The sequence below is a fragment of the Deltaproteobacteria bacterium genome, assembly GCA_016709225.1.
Lineage (GTDB): Bacteria > Myxococcota_A > Polyangia > Nannocystales > Nannocystaceae > Xiheibacterium > Xiheibacterium phototrophicum.
This window is the reverse complement of the sequence record JADJEE010000012.1, coordinates 2,100,991-2,121,005: the sequence shown is the minus strand read 5'-3', so window position 1 is coordinate 2,121,005 and position 20,015 is coordinate 2,100,991. Positions and strand designations below refer to the sequence as shown.

Here is a 20,015-nt window from a genome sequence, read left to right as displayed (position 1 = left end):
TCTGCGAACCCGATGGCGGCCGGCGGCCGCGGATGGTGGAAGCAAATGAACATGTGTCGACATCACCTCATGACCTTGCTCGTCCTCGTTGCTTGCGCGGACAACGAGAGTCCCCGCGCAGCCCTGGAGCTCGAGAACCCCACGCGGGCGCAGACGCCTGCGGCGACCTGGGCGGCCGTGCTCGACGGCCGCCTCGCCGCGCCGCACTGCTGGACCCCGCATGGGGAGGGCGCAATCCTGGCGGTCGGCTTCGATGGCTCGGTCGAGGAGACGGCGGGCGTCTTCGCGCTCGATGCGACGCTCGACGGCTTCCCGCTCGAGCTCGCGCCCAGCGGGTCGGGGCGCTTCGTCGCGCTCATCCTGCCCGACGCCGGCGTCGCGCCGGGCTACCACACCGTGACGGTGTCTGGCTCCGTCGATGCAGAGATCACGCTGCTGCGACCGCAGCCGGGCGATGCGAACTGCGATGGTCGCTTCGGGTCGGACGATCTCGTCGCGATGTTCGAGTCTGGGCACTACGAGTCGCCCGACGTCGATGGCGAGGTCGGCTGGGCCGAGGGCGACTTCGATGGGGATGGCGATGTCGACAGCAGCGACCTGGTCGCTGCCTACACGGCGGGCAACTACGAGTCGGCACTGCCGTATGCCGATGCGGGTGAGGCGAGCTGGGTCCTGCGTCCTGGTGCGCTCGGCACGATGACGGCATCGCCGATCGAGGAGCGGACGCCATCGATCGTCGACGTGCTGGAGGGCACGACGGCGGTGGAGATCGTCGTGACGCCCGGCGACTTCGACCCCGCGGAGAACCTGTACTCCGTTGCGTTCCCGCTGCAGGAGCTGCCCGAGTTCCGCATCGGTGTACGGCTCGCGGCCGACGAAGCGGCAACCCTCGACAGCACCGGTGGCCTCACCGTTGCCATCGATTTCGCGGGCGCGAGCTTCACGACCGCCGACCGCTTCAACCTCGGCGCGGCATCGCTGCTCGACGAACTCGACGGCGGCGACATGCGGACCGTCTGCGGCGACGTGTGGTTTCGCGGCGACGACGGCAGCCACGCGTTCGTGGGCCGCGGCACGACCGAACCGATGCAGATGCTCGCGACCACCATCGCTGCCGAAGCGAAGAAGGCGCCCCGCCCTGACGGTGGCCTCGGCGGACTCATCGGTGGCGCCGGCGTGGTGAAGGACGTCATCGAGCTGCTCCCGCTCGACACGTGTGGCGTGTATGTTCCGTTCGGCGTGTGTCCGGCCTCGGTCTGTGCGCACTCGCGGGGCCCGAAGGTCGCGATCAGCCACTGCGACGCGGGTCCCTACGGTGTGTCGCCGGGCGCGATCAACCTCTGCGCGTGTCTATGACGCGCAGCGGGTGGGCCGCCGCGCTCGGCCGCGCGAACCTGCGCGCCGACGCGGCGTCCCTGACCACCTCAGCCCATCCAGCGCCACACGAAATCCTAGCCGGATCAGGAACCGCGGGGCGCCCTGGGGTAACGTGGCCGGCACCATGCGCGCCGTGCCACTGCTGTCGGTCGTGTCCCTGTCGCTTGGGGCGTGTGGGACCACGGTGCGCGAGGATCCCGTCGAGGTCAGCGTCACGGCCAACACCGCGGGGAGCAGCCCGAGCACGGGCCCGATCGGGGTGGACACCGGCGAGCGCTTCGACATCGGCGAGGGGGGTGTGACCGGCGGTGGCGAGGAGGGCGGCAACGATTGCCCGCCCTTGCCCGGGTCCAACGCGACGCTCACGGGCACGGTCTACGCGCCCAACATGCAGATCCCGATCAGCGGCGCGCTGGTCTACCTCACCGACGACGAGGTCGAGCCGGTGCCCGACAAGGTCTACTGCTCGTCGTGCGTCGAGCTCTCGTGCGACACGCCGTTCGTGCTCACCGAGCCCGACGGCAGCTTCTCGCTGCCGGCGACCGCGGGCCCCGGCCAGCAGCTGGTGGTGCAGAAGGGCGAGTTCCTCCGCGTCGTCGACTTCGACGTCGTCGAGGGCGGCAACCCGGTGCCGGCCGAGCAGAGCAGCCTACCCGGCGAATGGAACCCCGCGGCGGGCATGTGGATCCCCAAGATCGCGGTGTACGAGACCGATCCCGATCGCGTGTTCAACGTGCTCGCGAAGTTCGGGCTCGGCGAGGTGTCCGCCAACGGCGAGCTCGTGCCCGGCACGCAGCAGTTCACGTTGATCTCGGATTCCGATCAGGGCGCGTTCATGGACGACTTCATCGGCATGAGCCAGTACCACATCATCTTCGTGCCCTGCGCGGCGACGAAGTTCTGGCTGGGCGCGCCGTCGGTGCCGATCCTCCGCGCGCAGAACATCCGCGACTACGTGGCCGGCGGCGGCAAGTGGTACGCCACCGATCACTCGAACGAGTACATCGAGGCCCCGTTCCCCGACTACCAGGAGTTCCACTCGCCGGGGATGCCGGACATCCAGCCCGCCTACGACGTGAACGGCAGCGTGGTCGATGACGAGCTGCTCGCGTGGCTGCAGGCGCTGCCGCCTGGCTTGAAGGACATCGGCGGCGGCAACCCGACACTGAACGCGCTGCCGAGCGTCGAGCTGCAGCTCAACTACTCTGGCATCGAGTCGACCACGCCGATCATCGTGCAAGACGAGGATGGCATGGACGTCGACGTCGGCCACCACACCTGGGTCGAGGGCCCGTGCACGAGCTGCAGCGACCCGACGAAGATCCGCCCCATGGCGATCAGCGGTCAGTGGGGCTGCGGCCGCATGATGTACAGCACCTTCGAGAACTCCAGCGTCGCCCACCCCGGGTTGAATCCGCAGGAGCTCATCTTGCTGTACATGATCCTCGAGATCAGCGTGTGCCACGACAAGCCGCCGCCGCCTCCGCCACCGGTCGGGTAGCTCTGCGTCCGCGTGTCACGCTCGCAAGGCGCGTCGCAGCACGCATGTGGCCTCGTCGACCGCTTCGCTGCTGCGATAGCGACCGAGCACGCGTCGCGATTGCTCGGCGAGCAGGCGCCGGACCTCGCGTCGCATGCCACGGACCCGCGGGATCGACATGCTGTCATAGGCGGTGGTCTGGTGCCGCAGCCATGCGATGGTCGCTGCCTCGGCGCGGCGCTCGATCGGGATCCGCTGCGTGCGCGCGACGGTGCCGCTGCCGACCGGCACCGCGTGATCGGTGATCGCCTTGGCGACCAACGCGGCGAGCTCGCGGTGGCGGTCGGCAAAGGCGAGGAATCGATAGACCGCCGCGAAGAAGGTCTCGACGTACTCCGATTGCGCGGCGTCACGACGGCGGCGATCGGCCTCGAGGCGCTGCGCCCAACGTGGATCGGCGCGCTCCTCATCGAGCTTGGCGCGCTCGCGGGCGATGGTCTCGCGCGGGGCCCACAGTCCGCGCGAGAACATCTTGCGACCCTTGGGTTCGCGGATCGTCCATGTCGGACCTGCCGCCTTCACGCGCCGCGTGAGGCCGGCATCGCCGGGCGGCAGCAGCTCCCAGCCCGCGGGTACCTGCAGGATCTCACCGGTGCTCGTGCGCGGGCGATCAGGGGCGGGTCCGACGAGGAGCTCACGGGTGCGGTCGGGCACGGGCCGCAATGTAGACGAATGCGCCGCGCGGTGGGGACGCGCGTCAGTCGATCGGGACCTCGAGCACGGCGGGGATCCGCAGCAGCTTCGCGAGCACCTCGCCGTCGGGGCGCATGCGCAGGTAGTACTCCTTGCCGCCGGCGGTGACCTCGATGGTGAGCTCGTCGACGCCTTCGCCCTTCTTGGTCTCGGCCTCGTGGATGCTGCCATCGGGGAACAGCGCCGCGACCTTGCTCGCGACCGCGGGCGGCATCGCGTCGAGCGCGATGCGGCACTCCTCGTAGAGCGTCGAGCCGTCCTGCTTCACGGCCAGCTCGCACTCGGCACCCTCGGCGGTGGTGACCTCGATCTCGTCGACGCGTCCATGCTCGGCGTAGCGCTCGGACTCGTAGCCGCGCACCTTGGCGCCCGGCCACCGCTTCTCGACCAGCGCGCGTGCGGCCTCGGGCACCGCGGCGGCATCGCTGTGGTAGAGCGACTGCTTCTGCAGGTTGCCGCTGCCGTCGACGCGCAGCTTGGCCTTCTGCGCGACGCCCTGCTTGCGCGCGATGGCGACGAGCTCGGCGTCGAGACTGCTGCTGGCGGCCGCGCCCGAGCCGGTCGCCGTCGTTGCCGGCTCCGGCGTCGTCGTGGCCGCGCGCTCGCAGGCGAGCGACAGGGAGAACACCATCAACCACCGAGCTCGCTGCGTCACCGTCGTCATGGCTCGATGCTTCCCGAGCGCCGCCAGCTCGTCAATGACCACGCGCCGTGCGACCATGGCTGCGTGCGCGCGAAGGATCGGCGTGTCGCGGTCGTCGCCCTCTTCGGGCTGCTGGCGTGCCGCACACCCGCGGACGAGCCGGAGGCGACGTGGGTGCGGTGGTTCCCCTTCGCCCGAATCGGGACGGTCGCCTCACCCGATGGCCACTGGCTCGTAGTCGGTGGCGTCGACGAGGGCTCGGTCTCGCCGAGGTACGACGAGTCCGCGATCGATCGGTGGGTGAGCATCATCGATGCCGAGAGCGGCGACGAGCTCACGCGGTGGGACGACCTCGGTGGTTCGCGGTACGGCGGGGTCGCGCCGGTCGCGATCGATGACGCGCGCACGGTCTATGCGCTCGCGTTGGATCGCAGCGGGCTACGACGACGACGAGCTCCGCGAGCTGGTGCTGCGCACGCGCGAGGCCACGCAGCGCGTGTTCACGGTGACCCCCGACCCGTGGCAGCCCTCGACCCAGGCGCTCGCCTGCGACGGGTCGTGACGGCCGCCACACCGGCGGCGCAATCGATTCGACCCGCTCGGTTCTCTACCGCGCGGCAATGTCATCCAAGCTGCGCGCTCCCCTGAACTCCTTGCTGTTCCCCGCCCTGCTCACCCTCGGCCTTGCAGTGCCCTCCGGCGGCTGCGTGTTGACCACCGGCGACGACGCCGACGATGGCGGTGACACCGGCGACTCGCAGACGAGCGCAGGCACGACGGCGGGCACGAGCGCCGGGACGACGGCGGGCACGAGCGCCGGGACGACGGCGGGCACGAGCGCCGGGACGACGGCGGGCACGAGCGCGGGCACGAGCGCCGGCACGAGCGCCGGCACCACCGCCGACACCGGCGCCGACACCAGCGACAGTGGTGACACCGATCCCACCGGTGCCGAGACCGGTGCGGGCGAGGATTGCCCCGCCGGCGGGTGCGGCCAGATCTGCGATTCCGGTCAGGTCTGTAGCTTCGCCTGCTCGGGTGGTGGCTGCCAGCAGGAGTGCGCGGCCGGGGCGACCTGCACGTTCAGCTGCGACGGCGGCGGCTGCCCGCAGGACTGCGATGCCGGGGCGACCTGTGACTTCACCTGCAACGGCGCGGACTGCCAGCAGAGCTGCGATGGTGGCGACTGCACGTTCGACTGCGCCGAGAGCTGCAATCAGAGCTGTCACACCGGCAGCGATTGTACGCTGACGTGCGGCAGCGATTGCGTCATCGGCTGCAGCGAGGCCGACAGCTGCACCGCCGAGTGCGTGTCGATGGTGTGCGTCTGCGACCTCGGCATCGGCCTGTGCTGAGCAGCGGATGAACACGCAGCGTCCGTCCGCGATGGAGCGGCCGAACGCTCACGCGGGGCGCAGGCGGCTGCGGGCCTGGCCGTGGGCGCCCGACGCTCGAGCGCCCACGGTCGCGGGTGCGCTCGAGCGTCGATCGATGCGCGGGCGCGGGGCTTCGGGCACCCGCGGCAGTGTCACCGTGAAGGTGGAGCCGCGGCCGGGGCCGTCGCTCGCGGCAGTGACCGTGCCTCCATGTAGCTCGACCAGCTGTCGAGCGATGGCGAGGCCGAGCCCGAGACCGCCCTGCTCACCGGTCGGTGCATGCGCCTGCGCGTACCGGGTGAAGACGTGCGGTAGGAACTCGGAATCGATGCCGACACCGGAATCTGTCACTTCGATTCGAAATCCATTTGGCCCACCCTGCAGCGAAGCCTCGACGCGGCCGCCCGGCGCAGTGTACCGAACCGCGTTCGACAGCAGGTTCCAGAGTACCTGCTGCAGTCGCGTGGCGTCGCCCAGCACCTCACAATGGTACGAAGGACTTCGAAGCGTGAGCTCGAGCCGCTTGGCCTCGGCGGCGGGCCGAATCGAGTCGACGCGCTCCGAGAGGATGGTGCCGAGATCGACCGGTGCGATCTCGAGGCGTAGCTTGCCCGAGCTCCCCCGCCCGACGTCGAGTAGGTCCTCGAGCAGCTGCGCCTGCAGTCGCGCGTTGCGCTCGATGATCGCGAGTCCGTGCCGCATGGACGGTGTGGCCGAGTGCTCCAGCACCTGCGCCCACCCGAGTATCGCGTGCAGTGGCGCCCGCAGCTCATGTGATAGCGTCGAGAGGAACTCGTCGTTGTCGGCGGTTGGCCCGCATCGGCCCGGTGGGCGCACGATGATCGACGCGCCGATGGTCGCGTCCGAGCGATCGCGAATCGGCGACAGCGTCGCAACGCCGTCCACGAGGGCGCCGGTGCGATCGATCAACTCGATGGTGCTGCCAGGGGCACCTTGGAGCAAGTCGGCCATGCGCGCGCAGGGCTCCTCGCCCGAGTGGGTGCGCAGCAACGTTCGCCACGGTCGCCCGACGATGTCGGCGAACGCGTACCCGAGCAATCGCGCCGCGGCGCCATTCCAGCTCACGACGACCCCGTCGAGATCGATGCCGATGATCGCGTCAGGGCACGATTCGACGATCGCCGCCTGCCAGGCCAGCTGTCTCGCCAGTGTCATGTCGTGGCTGGTCGTCGTGAGGGCCATGAGCAGCGAGTTCCAAGGGTACGCCGCGCGCGAAGTCACGGCCAGCTTCGGCGGAGATTCTGACGCGCCATCCACCCCCGCGCGAGCGAGCCGTCAGGCCTCAGGGATCACCCTCCGATGAAGCGCCGGACAGGTCCGGCGGGTCGCGCCCTATCCGTGAGCCGAGCGGCTCTTCGCGGACGAGCGCCTCTTCGCGGATGAACGCTTCTTCGCGGATGAACGCTTCCTCGATGACGGGCGCTTCTTCGCGGATGAGGGCTTCTTCGCGGATGAGGGCTTCTTCGCGGATGAACGCTTCTTCGCGGATGAGGGCTTCTTCGCGGATGAGGGCTTCTTCGTGGATGAACGCTTCTTCGATGACGGGCGCTTCTTCGTTGCTGTCTTGCGTCCGGTCTTCTTGGTCGTGCGCCGCTTGGCACGGCCCGACCCGCTCTTCTTGCCGCCGTGGTCTTGACGGTTGACGGTGGCCCAGGCGCGCGCCGCGGCGGTTTTCTTCGAGACACCCTCTTCGAGGTAGCTGTCTTCGATGTGTTCCGCCTGTCGCTTCTGCTTGTCGGTGTAGGCGTCTTTGGATCCGCGGGGCATGGTGGCGTTCTCCTCGTCGAGGTCGTTCGCTCGGGCAGGTCAATCTCCGCTGGGCGATCGGGTGTTCACGGTCTTGGGCTTGGGGACTGGCGGCAGCTGGTAGGCCTGAGCGTGTTCGGGCCGCCGTTCTCGCTGCACCGGGAGCACGGCGATTGCACGTCGCTCCTGTGCCGAGCGATGGATCGCCTGCACGACGTTGACGTCTGCGAGGCCCTCGAGCCCATCCGGTTCGATCGCGAGGTCGTCGAGGATGCACTTGCTGAAGTACTGGAGCTCCGCCCCGAACTGGTCGTGCTTGCCGAACCTGTGTACCTCCGGATCTGCGTCCTGCACTTGCAGCGCATAGCGGAGGCCCTCGGCGTACTCGAACGCGGGCTCCATCACGAGGCGCCCGCGATCGCCGAGTATCTCGTAGCGCGAGCTGTCGGCCGCGCCGAAGCTGCATGTGAACGTCGCGAGGCGCTCGCCGGGGAAGTGAAGCGTGGCGCTCACCATCTCGGGAACACCCTGAAAGCGGGGATCATCAACCGACGCCGCGAGCGCAACGACTTGCGTCGGCTCGTCGCGAAAGACGTAGCGTGCGGCGTTGATGCAATAGACGCCCATGTCATAGACCGGCCCGCCGCCGCGATCGCTCCCTACCAGCCGGACGTTGCCGGGCACGACGACCTGCGAGAACACAGAGGAGAACAGTCGCGGGCGGCCCAGCCGGCCCCTGCGGACCAGTTCGATGACCTCGAGGTTCGCAGGGTCGAAGTGGAGGCGATATGCGACCATCAACTTTACGCCTCCTGCTTCGGCGGCCTCGATCATCGCCAAGCACTCGGTGGCATCGACCGCCATCGGCTTCTCGACCAGCACGTGCACGCCACGCTCCGCGGCACGCACTGCGTACGTGCAGTGGAGATGATTGGGTAGGGCGATATACACAGCGTCGACGAGACCCTGTTCGAGCACGCGATCGTACTCATCATAGTCGTACGCGTGATCGACACCGTACTGCGCCGACATCGCGCGGCGCTTCGCGGCATCGGAGCTGAAGAGCGCGACCGGCTGCGCCGCCTCGGCGTGAGCGAAGCCCGGCAGCACCGCGACCTGAGCGATGTGGCCGAGGCCAACGACGGCGAATCGGACGTTGTCGGACGTGGACATGGAGTCGACAGACTGCGCCGCGCGGCCCGGCGCGCAAGCGAGGTCGTCATTCAGCGACCCGAAAGCGTCGAGCCCCGATCGATTGGATAGGGGCATCTGCTGATCTCTGCCCAGTCGCTTGCCGTGAACACTTGCCCATGGCACTCGATGCGGCTCGACAAGAAGATCACGCCTGCAGCATGACGTGCGCGAGCGCGCAGGGATCGGAGCCGATCGACGCCCAGCGGCACGCCACATCGTCCGACGTGGCCAAGGGGCACACGCATTGCACACCACCCTGCCGCGGATCCGCTCAGACGGGTCGTCCGCGCCGATCGTGGTCGACGGATCGAAGTCCGCCGCCGCATACGATTCTCGCTGACGACTTTGCCACGGTGCAGATCGAATCGATCGCGCGAAATCGCCCGCGACGCAAGTCGCTGTACGCGGCGATCTCCGGCGATCTCCGGAGGACCAGAGGAGGCAATCGTGCGCGGCAGGCATACCCATCCAACGCCCTCGATCCGCGGAGACGGCTTGGCTCGGGGGTTGCAAATCCGGGCCTCGCTCGAAGCGACCTCGCATGGACCGAGGATCTGAATCGCCTCGTTCACTTCGTGGAAGAGCACCTCGAAGCTCCTGGACTGCGCGTGCACTTGAAACTGCCTCCCGCGTCGCTCGCGCGGGCTCATATCGACGACTCCACGACTCGCCCATGCCGCTCGCCGGCTGGCAGACAGAGAAAGCACAGGCCATGACACACGACATGAATGGACGCCGACATCAGCACAGGTACGAGGACGAATCGATGCGGTCGCGTCCGCAGTTCGACCGCGGCGGTCGCGAGGGATATCCCGACTCCGAGTATCGCGATTCCGAGTATCGCGACGGCGGTCGATATCAGCGGGGCGCCAGCGGTCAATTCGACGACGCGCCGGGCTGGGGCTCGAGGACCTCGCGCGATGACTCGAGGACCTCGCGCGATGATTGGCAACACCGCGACGACTGGCAGCGTGACGTCTCGCGCGGCGAGGGCTGGCAGCGTACGCCGTGGCGCGGCGAGGGCTGGCAGCGCGAATCGTGGCAGCCCGAGGATTGGCAGCGCGAGCCGTGGCAGCGCGACTTCGGATCTCGCGGGCAGGGTGCACGTGACGGCAGCTATGGACAGCGCGAGTACAGTCCGCGCGACTACGGGTCGCGCGACTTCGGGAGGTCGCGTGGTTTCGACGAGCGACCGCTGGCGTCGGGCAGGGATGCCCGCTACTCGGCTGGGCGCGGCATGGACGACAGTCCGTGGGATGGCGGTCGCTACCATCGTCAGTACGATTCGAGCCCGCAGCACTACAGCCATGAGCGCGGCGACTGGCCCGGGAGGCCTTCTGGCCCGTATGGCCACACCTATGGTAGCGAGTACGGCGGGAGCCGGTTCGGCGGTGGTCGCTACGATCGCGAGCGCCTGGGAGGCCGCGATGACTTCGGCGGCGGACGCCAGCAGGGCAGCTTCAGCGGCAGCGAGTACGGGCGGGGCTCCCATGGCAACATGGGCGGCGAACAGCGACAGACGTACAGCCCCAAGAACTTCACCCGATCCGATGATCGAGTCCGTGAGATCGTCTGCGAGATGCTCGAGGACTCGGGCCTCGATGCCAGTGACGTCGACGTGTCGGTGAAGGACGGCGAGGTCACGCTGAAGGGGACCGTCAGCGGTCGCTCGGTGAAGCGACAGGTCGAGGACTGTGTGTGCGCTGCCCGTGGCGTGAAGGAGTGCCACAACCAGCTGCGGACCAGTGGCTCGCAGTCGAGCGACTCGGGCGCGAACAGCGGTCGCAACGCGACCAGCACATCTGGCAGTACCGCGGCGCAGACGAGCACGAGTTCGTCGCGCGCCGCGGACACCCGCTCGTAGCGCGTAGCAGTAGCGGGAGCAGACGAACCTGGTGGGGGTCCGCGGACGTCGCGGGTCCCCACCCATTCATCCGTTCACGGCTCGCCGGTGTTCTTGTTGATGCACTCGTACCCGATGGGAGCACGATCACGACGATCGACGAGGTGCAGATCGAGATCGTGGGTTTCCTCAGCCTTGACGAGGGAAACCGGTATCTGCACCAGCCCGAACGAGATTTGACCCTTCCAGATGGCGCGGCTCATGGTCCGAGCACGATGCAAGCCGTGGAGCACCGACGAAGTCGAAGGCAGCCGCCGAGCCGCCGCCGCCACGTGGCCGGCGGGGGCGTCACCATGTGCGCCGTGGCGACGTGCCTGCGGCACGGCTTTCGCGGCGCATCAAGCCGGGGTCGCGATGCGATCCCGCTCGGCCAGCGACGTGCGCGTCGAGGCACCGAGTACCTCGGGCACCACGCGGGGCTGCGCGTGCTCGTCATAGAACGCCGACGGCTGGCCCATGCCACGCCACCACCAGCGCAACATCAGTCGCGAGGCGTGCAACACCAGGCCGAGCGGACCCCGCGGATGCACGCCGGGCGGACAGCCACCGGGGGCGAGTCGGCCGTGGATGCCGATCGCGGCTCCGACCTCGGCGTCGCCGACCTCGGGCAGCATCGCCTTGGCGACCCCGATGAACGGTACCTTGCCAGACACCGCGTTGGCGACCGGCGTGCGACAGCACGCGGCGTACCAACGCATGAGGCCCTTCTCGCTCAGGCGAACGCAACGCAGCTGCTCCGCGCCGTGCTCGATCGTCAGCTGACGCGGCGCGAGCTGGATGATCTCGGTGCCGCCGTAGGCATCGAGCAGTGCGTCGGCGCCGAGCCACCGCAGGTACGCGCGGCAGTCTCGGCAGTAGCACACCACGCGCGAGCAACTCGCGGGTGACAGCTCGACCACGCGGCCCCGCACAGAGCCGCAGCGACATCGCAACGATGGGTCTCCGGACATCGGTGCTGCGCAGCCTAGCAGGTGGGCGTGCCCCATGGCGCACGTCCGGAGGTCGGGGCCCTTGCGAGCCTCCGTCCCCCCGACGTGCCACGCGTGCTGCGCTGGCGAGTCCAGGCCCGCACGCCGGCTGCTAGTGGCCGCTGCGCGTCGACTGCCCGCCGAGCGTGCGCTGGGCCCCGGCCGCACGCGTGCGTCGTTCGAGCTCGAGCATTCGCTGCACGTCGAGTCGCCCGTCGCGCGTCAGTGCGCGGCGCACGTCGATCGGTCCGGCGACGAGCTCGCTGGTGGGCCCGTACTCGAGCTCGTACGAGCACTGGCCCTGGCACGGCGTCTGCGCGAGGAACGACTCCATCACCGCCTTGCGATGGGGCAGGAAGCTCGACGTCAGTGCGTCCGAGATCGCGAAGCACTGCTCGCCGTCGAAGCACTCCTCGGTGAAGAACTCGACACTGTGGGTGAAGCCGGCCGAGAACGGCGCGACCACGCCGTTGCCGAGATCGGCGCCGTTGCTCTGCTCGTGGCAGCCGATGCAGGCGCCCGCGAAGTGGGCCCGCTGCGCGATGTCGATCGCCGTCAGCGACGAGCCGAGCTCGTCGAGGCGGGCCTCGATGGCCGCTTCGAACGCACCGGTGCCGAGCACCAGCTGCTGGGCGAAGTCCGATACGCCGTCGTCACGGCTCTCGGCGGCGCGACACATCGGGTCGATCGGGAAGCTCATCGCGTCGGGTTCATCAGTGAGCAGGCCCTCCATCGCGACCAGGAAGCTCTCGCGACACTCGGGCCCGAGCGGGGTCTCGAGCGCGTCATTGAAGTGATCGCCGATCGGGCTGTACGTCACCGGCACCTGCGCCGCGTGCATCAGCGACTTCTTGCCTGGTCGTGGCTGCTCGACCAGCTTGTACTCGCGCAGGGTCCATGGGCCCTGATCGAAGTTGTTCGTCCGCACCTGGCCGGTGCCGAACGCGAAGTTGCGCGCGTCGATGAACGGTCCGAAGCCAGCGGCCTCGAGCTTCGGGTGGCCGGTGAGGAACGCCTTCTTCAGCTGCCGCCGTCGCACATCGACGTCGGTGATGTCGTTCATCTTGGCCCAGAACTCGACCACGGGGCGACACGCCTCGATGCCACAGCCCGGGTTCGGGTTGGGGATCACCGCCTCGAAGATCATGAACATGCGATTCTGCGCGTTGTTGGCGAATACGATGCGCTGCTGGCCACAGTTGGCGCCGTCCTCGGGCGCGTGGTCGAAGCGGTTGCTGATCGAGATCGGAAACCACGCGTCGATGTTGTCGATCTGGTCGGCCTCGGCGCGCGGGCACTCGAGCGGGTAGCCGTCGATCGCTCCGAATCCCGCGCCGCCGCCGTCGTTGCCGCCGTCGCCGAAGGTGGTGGTGCTGCCGAAGCTCGTGCCGTCACCGAAGCTGCCGCCGTCGCTCGTCGCGGTGGCCGAGCCGTCGCCGGGACCGGTCGCGGTGGCCGAGGCGCTGCCCTCTACACCGCCTGTGCCGGTGAAGTCGCCGCCGACCTCGCTGCCGACCTCCGAGCCCCCGGCCTCGCCATCGGAGATGAAGCCGAAGCTCGTGAACGTGTCGCTCGCGTCGGTCGTCCCGCCCTCGCCACCGCCGCCACCGAAGCACAGGCCCTCGGTGTCGGTGGCGCACGATCCGACGGTGCCGTCCGAGAACTCGCACACCTCGTTGGTCGAGAAGTTGCACACCTGCGAGGGCGACGGCACGGCCTGCCCGTCGAGCTCGCACTGCAAGAGGTCTTCGCTGCACGCGAAGCAGAAGTTGAAGTCGGTGGTGCAGAAGAACTGCTGATCGCAGCCGAGCGCGCCGCACTGCGCCTGCTCGCACGCGGGGTCGGGCTCGCAGCCCGAGACCGTGCCGGCATCGACGTCGAACTGGCACGCGTCGACGTCGCGGCAGACCGTCTCGACGGGCTCGTCCGTGACGCCCTGATCGACTCGGCACTGGTCGAGCTCGGCCGTGCACGTGATGCACAGCTCGAAGCTCGTGTCGCACAGCGTCACTGCATCGCAGCCCAGCGAGTCGCAGCCTGCGTCGTCGCACGCACCCTCGGGCGCTGGTACGCAGTCGGTCACCTGACGTCCGTCGAAGCTGCACAGCTCCAGCCCGTCGGGTCCGAACCCGCACACCTCGTGCACCCCGGGGTCGAGGCCGGTGCTGGGCTGACACGCATGCCCGTCGGCCGCGCACGAGAAGCACGCGGGTTCGTGGGCGGCGCAGAAGAACTCCTGATCGCAGCCCAGCAGGCCGCACGGCAGGTTCGGATCGGTGAACGATGGATCGGGCTGCTCGTCGTCGCAGTGTTGCCCATCGAAGCGACCCTGCGCCGCGGTTGCGTAGGTGTCGATCAGGCGCTGGTAGGCGTCATCGGCATCGACCCGATAGCCGGCGTTCTTGGCCGCGTGGTGGAGCACCGCCCGCAGCGTGAACGGCTCGAGCACTGCGACGTTGGTCTCGAAGATCGCACGACGCGGATCGAGGTCGATTGGCTCGCACACCTGCCCCTGTGCATGGTGGCCTGCGCGCGCGTCGACCTCGCCGGTATCGCCGCCAGCGTCGCCCGGGTCGTCGCACGCAGCCACCATCGCAAACACCAGACAGGTACCCATCAGCTTGTTGTCCACCGCCACGCTCGCCTCCTTCGCGCACCCGCGCGTCCAATTGCTCGCCCACAGCGGACGCCCACGCGTCCGCCCGACCGCGTTCCGGCCTTCGTCCTGCGAGCAATGCCCACGACCGGGCGAATCCGTCATCGGTGACTCGTCCGTGGGACGAACGCCCGCGCGCAATGGCCGTTCGATCGCGATCGCGGCTGGGTCCGACGTCATCGCACGATCGCGTGATCAGCTGGACGCCTCGCGAGTCAGCAGGTCATGACCAAGTCACGAATCCTCTTGATGCTCTGGTTTGCTGCGAGCTGCGATCTCGACGACGATGGAGACCTCGACGACGTGGCGCCGGCGCCGGAGATCGAGCTCGATGAGGACGTCGACCTGCGAACTCGCGACGCCGTCGACGAGCCCAGCGCGAGCGACGAGCTGCACGGCGAAGTCGAGCCGGCGGCGGCCTGTGCCAGCTCGTACGAGGAGGGTTGTCGCTTCTACACCGGTACCTACGAGTTGGTGTGGCAGTGCGACTTCCATGACCTCGAACCGTGGACACCGTATGTCGGCGAGCCCGAGCCCACGCGGTTCACCGTCGAAGCGCCCCCCGCCGCGCCCAGCTTCGACATCCCGCCGGGGCCGTGGTGGCCGCCGCACAACTGCTACCAAGTCGATGCCGAGATCGTGGACGACATCGTGTGCCAGAACTCGTGCTCGAACTGCAGCCTCGAGATCTGCGAAGACCTGCAGACCGGGCAGCAGTGGTGGCACATCCCGATCCGGCGGCCCCACGAGTTCGTCGAGTGCACCGGTCGTGAATACTCGACCTGCGGCGGGGGCGACGACGGCGATCTGCCGATCGACTGACGTCGGAGGCGTCACCCGAGCCCGGCCTTGGGGGCGGCGCGGTGGACGTGTTACGCTGCCGCCCGGACTTGAGCGAGCCTGCGACCGCAACGACTTGGCGTCGACCCTCGCTGCGCTTCGTGCTCGCGTTTGCAGCCGTGATGGCGGCGCAGCTGTGGGTGCTGCGCTACTTCGGCGGCGCCGAGCTGTTCGAGCCGCGACCGGTCGCCGGCCTCGACTTCGACACGCACATCCACCAGACCTGGCGGATGGTGGAGGGGCTGCACACGTGGCGCCGCCACTGGGTGTGGGACCCGCGGCTGGTCGCGGGCTATCCGACCGGCACGATTTTCGAGGCCGACAACATCGGCTGGGCGACGTGGACGTGGTTGCTCACCGAGGTCGGCGTGTCGCAGCCGTTGGCGTTCAACCTGTTCGTGGTGTTCGCCCACGTCGGACTGGTGCCCGCAATCTACCTCGCGGCGCGTTGGCTCGACCTCCAGCGCAACGCCGCGCTGTTGGCCGCCGCCGCCGCGGTGCTGCTGTGGGCGTTCGACTCGTGGCTGCACTGGTGCTGGTACGTCGGCATGCTCGCGTACGCGACCGCGAGCTGGATGTGTCTGCTGCCGCTGGCGTTGTTCCTGCGCTGGTGGCAGCGGCGCGGCCTCGTCCGGGGCGTGGGCGTGGCGCTGCTCATGGGTGTGTGCCACCTCGTGCACCCGTACTCGTTCCTGCTGCTGGTCACGCCGCTCGCGGTGGTCTACGTGCGGGGGGCACGGGAGCTCGATCGGCGCGGTCACCTGGCGGTGTGGGGCATGGCGATCTTCACGGTCGCGATGAACCTGTGGTGGCTGCGAGTCGCCGCGCAGTGGTGGTCCTACATCCTCGACTCGTCGCTGTTCGGCGATCGCAGCCTGGCGGCGGTGCTCTACGACCTGTTCAACCTGCTCGACGATCCCGCGGTCACGGGCATCGTCGCCACCCGCGCGACGATCCGCATCACGTGGATCGTGCTGGGCACGCTCGGCGTGGTCGCGTGGTGGCGTCGCGGCGACGCCAAGGCGCTGCCGATCGGGCTGACGATGATCGTGCTCGCGCTCATCGCCTACTTCGGGGGTGGCACGCCGCTGTCGCATGTGCAGCCGTATCGCCACGTCGCGCCGCTCGGTCTGCTCGCGACGATCCCGGCCGCGTCGTGGGTGCACGCGCAGTGGCGTGCGAAGTCGTGGCGCAGCTGGCCGATCGCCGCGCGGCGGACCGCGGCGGTGCTCGGCATCGGAACCACGCTGTGGATCGCCCAGGACGTGCTCTACTTCACCGCGCGCTCGCTGCCGGACGTGCGACCGCTGCCCCACGGCGAGAAGGTGTGGTTCTCGGCGCTCGGGCACGTCGCGCCGGTCGACTACAGCTACGCCAACTGGCACCGCGACGACGTCGCAAAGTGGGTCAGCGCGCACGACGACGGGCAGGGCCGCTGGCTCGTCGATGGCTGGAGCTGGGGCGAGCAGCTGGCGTGGAAGACCGACGCGCAGATCATGGGCGGCTTCATCTGGCGCAACCTCGAGCACAGCTGGGCCAACATCCTGCGCCGCCGACCCCAGGGCATCATCCCGGCCGCCGAGCTCGAGGCCTACGCGAAGACCTACGGCATCCGTTGGGTGGTGGTGTCGTCGTCGCGCGAGGTGACGCCGTGGTGGGACAAGAACGAAGCGCTTCAGCGCGTCGCCGAGCTGCCACCGTTTCGCTTCTACAAGGTGAAGGCGGCGACGCACCTGCTCGAGCCACCGCGCGGCACGCTCGAGGTCACCACCAACCGCATCGTCGTGCGCGGCACCGACCCCAAGGTCGATGTGCTGGTGAAGTTCCATCCCGCGCCGACGCTGCACTGCGAGCCGGGCTGCGAGATGGTGCCGGTGGCGGTCGAAGGTGACCCGGTGGGGTTCTTCCGGGTACCGGCGCCGCACCCGGCCGACTTCGCGATCGTGCAGCGCTACTGATCGATCGCGCGCCTGCTCGGCGCGCGTGGTCGCGCGAGCGCCCGCGGTGCGGGCGATCATTGCGTACGCGATCGCACCGCGCGCCCGCGCCCGCCGTCGAGGTGCTACGTAATCCCCGAAACAGTCGATGCCGGACGCGGCGTATGATCGATGCCGTGGACGACGATCGCACGCCGCGTTTCGACGAGCCTGCCTGCGAGGCGCCGAGCCTCGAGCCGGGCGCGCGCATCGGTCGCTACGTCGTGCAGCGCACGCTCGGTCGAGGTGGCATGGGGGTGGTGCTGCTGGCCCACGACGAGCGCCTCGATCGCAAGGTCGCGATCAAGCTGCTGCGTGCCCGGGACTTCGGCACCGACCGCGACGCGATCGCGCGGGCGCGCCTGCTGCGTGAGGCCCAGGCGATGGCGTTGTTGTCGCATCCCAACGTCATCACCGTGCACGATGTCGGCAGCATCGGCGGTCGTGTCTACGTGGCGATGGAGTTCGTCGAGGGCGTGACGCTGCGACGCTGGCTGCGCGATGCACCGCGATCGCAGCAGGAGATCCTGCGCTGCTTCATCGCCGCCGGGCGCGGGCTCGCTGCGGCCCACGGTGCCGGCCTCGTGCACCGCGACTTCAAACCCGACAACGTCATGATCGGCGCGGGCGCCGACGCCGGCCGTGTGCTGGTGCTCGACTTCGGGCTCGCGCGGCCACCGGACGCGCAGGACTCGACCCCCGAGGCGATGAGCACCGCGGCGACCACCGGCACCAGCCACGAGATCGCCGCGCTCACGTTGTCGGGTTGGGTGCTGGGCACGCCGTTGTACATGGCGCCCGAGCAGCACGGTGGGCAGGCGGTGCCGGCCTCGGATCAGTTCGCGCTGTGCGTCGCGCTCTACGAGGCGGTGTTCGGCCAGCGCCCGTTCGCGGGCGACTCGGTCGAAGAGCTCGCCGCCGCCAAGCACGGCCAACACCTGCGCGAGATGCCGCCGGGGCGCGGGGTCTCGGCCCACCTGCGTCGCACCCTGCGTCGCGGGCTCGCGGCCGCGCCCGAGCAGCGCTTCGCGAGCATGACGGCGCTGGTCGACGCGCTCGCCCACGACCCTCGGCCTGCGCGTCGACGGCTGGCGATCGGCGCAGGCGTGCTGGCCTGCACTGCGGCGCTCTCGGCCACGGTGGTGCGCTCGCGCAGCGATCACGGCGCGTGCACGCGGGTCGACGCGGCGCTCGACGGCATCTGGGATCCGACCCGCCGCGACGAGGTCGCGCGGGCGCTCACCGCCACCGCGCCGAGCTATGCCGACGCGACCACCAGCTCGGTGTTGTCCGGGCTCGACGACTACGCCAACGCATTGCTCGCTGCACAGCGAGCGAACTGCGAGGCCATGGCGGCGGCGCAGCCGGACGACGGCCCCGAGCTCGACCGCGAGATCAGCTGCCTGCAACGTCGCAGACAGGGGTTGGCGGCGATGGTCGACGTGCTGGCGACGGCCGATGCTGCGGTCGGTGAGCGCGCGGTCGATGCGATGCTGTCGCTGCCCGCGGTCGATGGGTGTGCCGCGACCACCGGCGCCGGCGCATCGACGATGCCGACCGATCCGGCCGTCCTCCAGCGCATCGAGGCCGCTAACGCCGAGGCGAGTCGCGTGGCCGCGCTGCTGGGGGCCGGTCGCTACGACGATGCGAAGTCCGCGGTCGTGCCGCTGGTGGTCGAGGCCGCCGCGATCGGCCACTTGCCGCTGCTGGCCGAGGCGGAGCTCCTGTCGGCGGAGATCGAGAGCCGTCGCGGCGAGCCCGACCCCGCGATCGCGGCGTACCTACGCGCGACCGATGCCGCCGCGGCCGGTGGCGACGATGGGCTGGCGGCGCGGGCGTGGATCGGCCTGCTGTACACGGCCGGTCACACCAAGGCGCAGCACGGGCCCGCGGCCGACTACGCCCGTCACGCCGAGGTCGCGCTGCACAGGATCGGTGAGCCCGCAGATCTCGAGGCCGAGCTCGCCAGCACCCGCGGCATGATCGCCCACGACCAAGGCGACTACCCGGCCGCCCAGGCGCTGCACGAGCGCGCGTTGGCACTGCGCGAGTCCCTGGGTGCGGCCGCGGTCGATGGCAGCACGCTGGTCAACCTCGCGCGCACGCTCGCGGCCCGCGGCGAGATCGGTCGCGCGCGCGAGCACGTGCTGCGGGCGATCGAGATCATCGAGGTGCGCTACGGGCCGCAGCACCCCACCGTCGCGCGCACGCTGACGCACCTGGGCAGCATCGAGTTCGAGGCCGGCGAGTACGCGGCGGCCAAGGGGCGCTACGAGCGGGCGCTGGCGATCCAGGAGGCCTCGCTCGGGCCTCGCCACCCCGAGGTCGCGTTCTCGCTCAACAACGTCGCCAACACGCTGGTGACCGAGCGACGGCTCGACGAAGCGCTCGACCACTACGGCCGCGCGCGCGAGATCCTGCGGGAGAAGCTCGGTGACGAGCACCCCAACATCGCGCGCCTCACGTTCAACATGGCCGAGCTGGCCAAGCAGGCCGGGCAGCGCGAGCGGTCGAAGGCCGAGTACCGCGTCGCGATCGGGCTGTTCGAGCGCACGCTCGGCGCCGACCACCCCGAGCTCGGGCGCGGCTACAACAACCTCGCGAGCGTGCAGTACGACAACGGCGAGGCTGCTGACGCGCTGGCCAACTACACCACGGCGCTGCGCATCTCGGAGCAGGCGCTCGGTCGCGAGCACCCCGATCTCGCGTACCCGCTGACCGGCGTGGGGCTGGCGCAGCTGGCCCTCGATGCGCCGACCCGCGCGATCGAGCCGCTCGAGCGCGCGGTGGCGCTGCGTCGCGGCAGCGACATCGATCCGGTCGATCGCGCCGACGCCCAGTTTGCGCTGGCCCGTGCGCTGTGGGACGGCGGAGGCGATCGCGGTCGCGCGATCACCCTGGCCGACGATGCGATCGCCGGCTACGCCAAGGCGCAGGAGGGCTACCCCACCGCGCGCGACGAGGCCACCAAGTGGCGCGCCGAGCATCAGCGCTGACGGACGCGGGCCGGCTCGACCCGGCGCGCGGGCGTCGGGCGAGGCCGGCGGCCAACTTCCGCGGCCGCGCATTCCGTGGGACCATC

Annotated in this window: 15 protein-coding genes; 8 read left to right on the top strand and 7 right to left on the bottom strand. The window is 69.6% G+C overall.

The annotated features are described in order from the left end of the window. Positions 1–45 precede the first annotated feature (45 nt). Entirely contained in the window at positions 46–1,356 is a 1,311-nt protein-coding gene (locus IPH07_33755; GenBank protein MBK6922404.1) for a hypothetical protein, read from the top strand. Positions 1,357–1,630: 274 nt separating this feature from the next. Then, a complete protein-coding gene (locus tag IPH07_33750; GenBank protein MBK6922403.1) occupies positions 1,631–2,878 on the top strand; it encodes a hypothetical protein in 1,248 nt (415 codons plus the stop codon). Positions 2,879–2,893: 15 nt separating this feature from the next. Here IPH07_33750 and IPH07_33745 read toward each other — a convergent pair whose 3' ends face one another. Beyond that, a complete protein-coding gene (locus IPH07_33745) occupies positions 2,894–3,781 on the bottom strand; it encodes a DUF2293 domain-containing protein (protein MBK6922402.1) in 888 nt (295 codons plus the stop codon). A gap of 884 nt (positions 3,782–4,665) precedes the next feature. Between IPH07_33745 and IPH07_33740 the strand changes: the two genes are divergently transcribed. After that, complete coding sequence (locus tag IPH07_33740; protein ID MBK6922401.1) at positions 4,666–4,815, top strand: hypothetical protein; 150 nt, start codon at positions 4,666–4,668, stop codon at positions 4,813–4,815. A gap of 58 nt (positions 4,816–4,873) precedes the next feature. Further along, entirely contained in the window at positions 4,874–5,608 is a 735-nt protein-coding gene (locus IPH07_33735) for a hypothetical protein (GenBank protein MBK6922400.1), read from the top strand. 48 nt (positions 5,609–5,656) lie between these two features. Here IPH07_33735 and IPH07_33730 read toward each other — a convergent pair whose 3' ends face one another. The 3 genes from IPH07_33730 to IPH07_33720 form a co-directional block, all read right to left on the bottom strand. Further along, positions 5,657–6,832 (bottom strand): PAS domain-containing sensor histidine kinase, encoded by a 1,176-nt coding sequence (locus IPH07_33730; GenBank protein ID MBK6922399.1) that lies wholly within the window; start codon positions 6,830–6,832, stop codon positions 5,657–5,659. Positions 6,833–6,982: 150 nt separating this feature from the next. Then, positions 6,983–7,417, bottom strand: a complete 435-nt coding sequence (locus IPH07_33725) for a plasmid stabilization protein (protein MBK6922398.1) — start codon at positions 7,415–7,417, stop codon at positions 6,983–6,985. Between the two features lie 39 nt (positions 7,418–7,456). Beyond that, on the bottom strand, positions 7,457–8,569 hold the full coding sequence (locus IPH07_33720) for a Gfo/Idh/MocA family oxidoreductase (GenBank protein MBK6922397.1): 1,113 nt from the start codon (positions 8,567–8,569) through the stop codon (positions 7,457–7,459). A gap of 787 nt (positions 8,570–9,356) precedes the next feature. On the opposite strand from IPH07_33720, the gene IPH07_33715 reads away from it, so the two are divergent. Further along, a complete protein-coding gene (locus IPH07_33715) occupies positions 9,357–10,454 on the top strand; it encodes a BON domain-containing protein (protein MBK6922396.1) in 1,098 nt (365 codons plus the stop codon). Between the two features lie 74 nt (positions 10,455–10,528). Here IPH07_33715 and IPH07_33710 read toward each other — a convergent pair whose 3' ends face one another. The 3 genes from IPH07_33710 to IPH07_33700 all read right to left on the bottom strand — a co-directional run bounded on the left by IPH07_33710 (position 10,529) and on the right by IPH07_33700 (position 14,099). Beyond that, positions 10,529–10,696 carry a hypothetical protein gene (locus IPH07_33710; GenBank protein MBK6922395.1) on the bottom strand — a complete coding sequence of 56 codons (168 nt, stop codon included), beginning with the start codon at positions 10,694–10,696 and terminating at the stop codon, positions 10,529–10,531. Positions 10,697–10,831: 135 nt separating this feature from the next. Further along, the gene (locus IPH07_33705; GenBank protein MBK6922394.1) at positions 10,832–11,443 is read right to left on the bottom strand and encodes a hypothetical protein; all 612 of its coding nucleotides are present in this window, start codon (positions 11,441–11,443) and stop codon (positions 10,832–10,834) included. A gap of 130 nt (positions 11,444–11,573) precedes the next feature. Further along, positions 11,574–14,099, bottom strand: a complete 2,526-nt coding sequence (locus IPH07_33700) for a hypothetical protein (protein ID MBK6922393.1) — start codon at positions 14,097–14,099, stop codon at positions 11,574–11,576. A 243-nt stretch (positions 14,100–14,342) separates the two neighbouring features. Between IPH07_33700 and IPH07_33695 the strand changes: the two genes are divergently transcribed. The 3 genes from IPH07_33695 to IPH07_33685 all read left to right on the top strand — a co-directional run bounded on the left by IPH07_33695 (position 14,343) and on the right by IPH07_33685 (position 19,929). Further along, the gene (locus IPH07_33695) at positions 14,343–14,939 is read left to right on the top strand and encodes a hypothetical protein (protein MBK6922392.1); all 597 of its coding nucleotides are present in this window, start codon (positions 14,343–14,345) and stop codon (positions 14,937–14,939) included. Positions 14,940–15,007: 68 nt separating this feature from the next. Beyond that, on the top strand, positions 15,008–16,915 hold the full coding sequence (locus IPH07_33690) for a hypothetical protein (GenBank protein MBK6922391.1): 1,908 nt from the start codon (positions 15,008–15,010) through the stop codon (positions 16,913–16,915). A gap of 155 nt (positions 16,916–17,070) precedes the next feature. After that, on the top strand, positions 17,071–19,929 hold the full coding sequence (locus IPH07_33685; protein MBK6922390.1) for a serine/threonine protein kinase: 2,859 nt from the start codon (positions 17,071–17,073) through the stop codon (positions 19,927–19,929). Positions 19,930–20,015 lie beyond the last annotated feature (86 nt).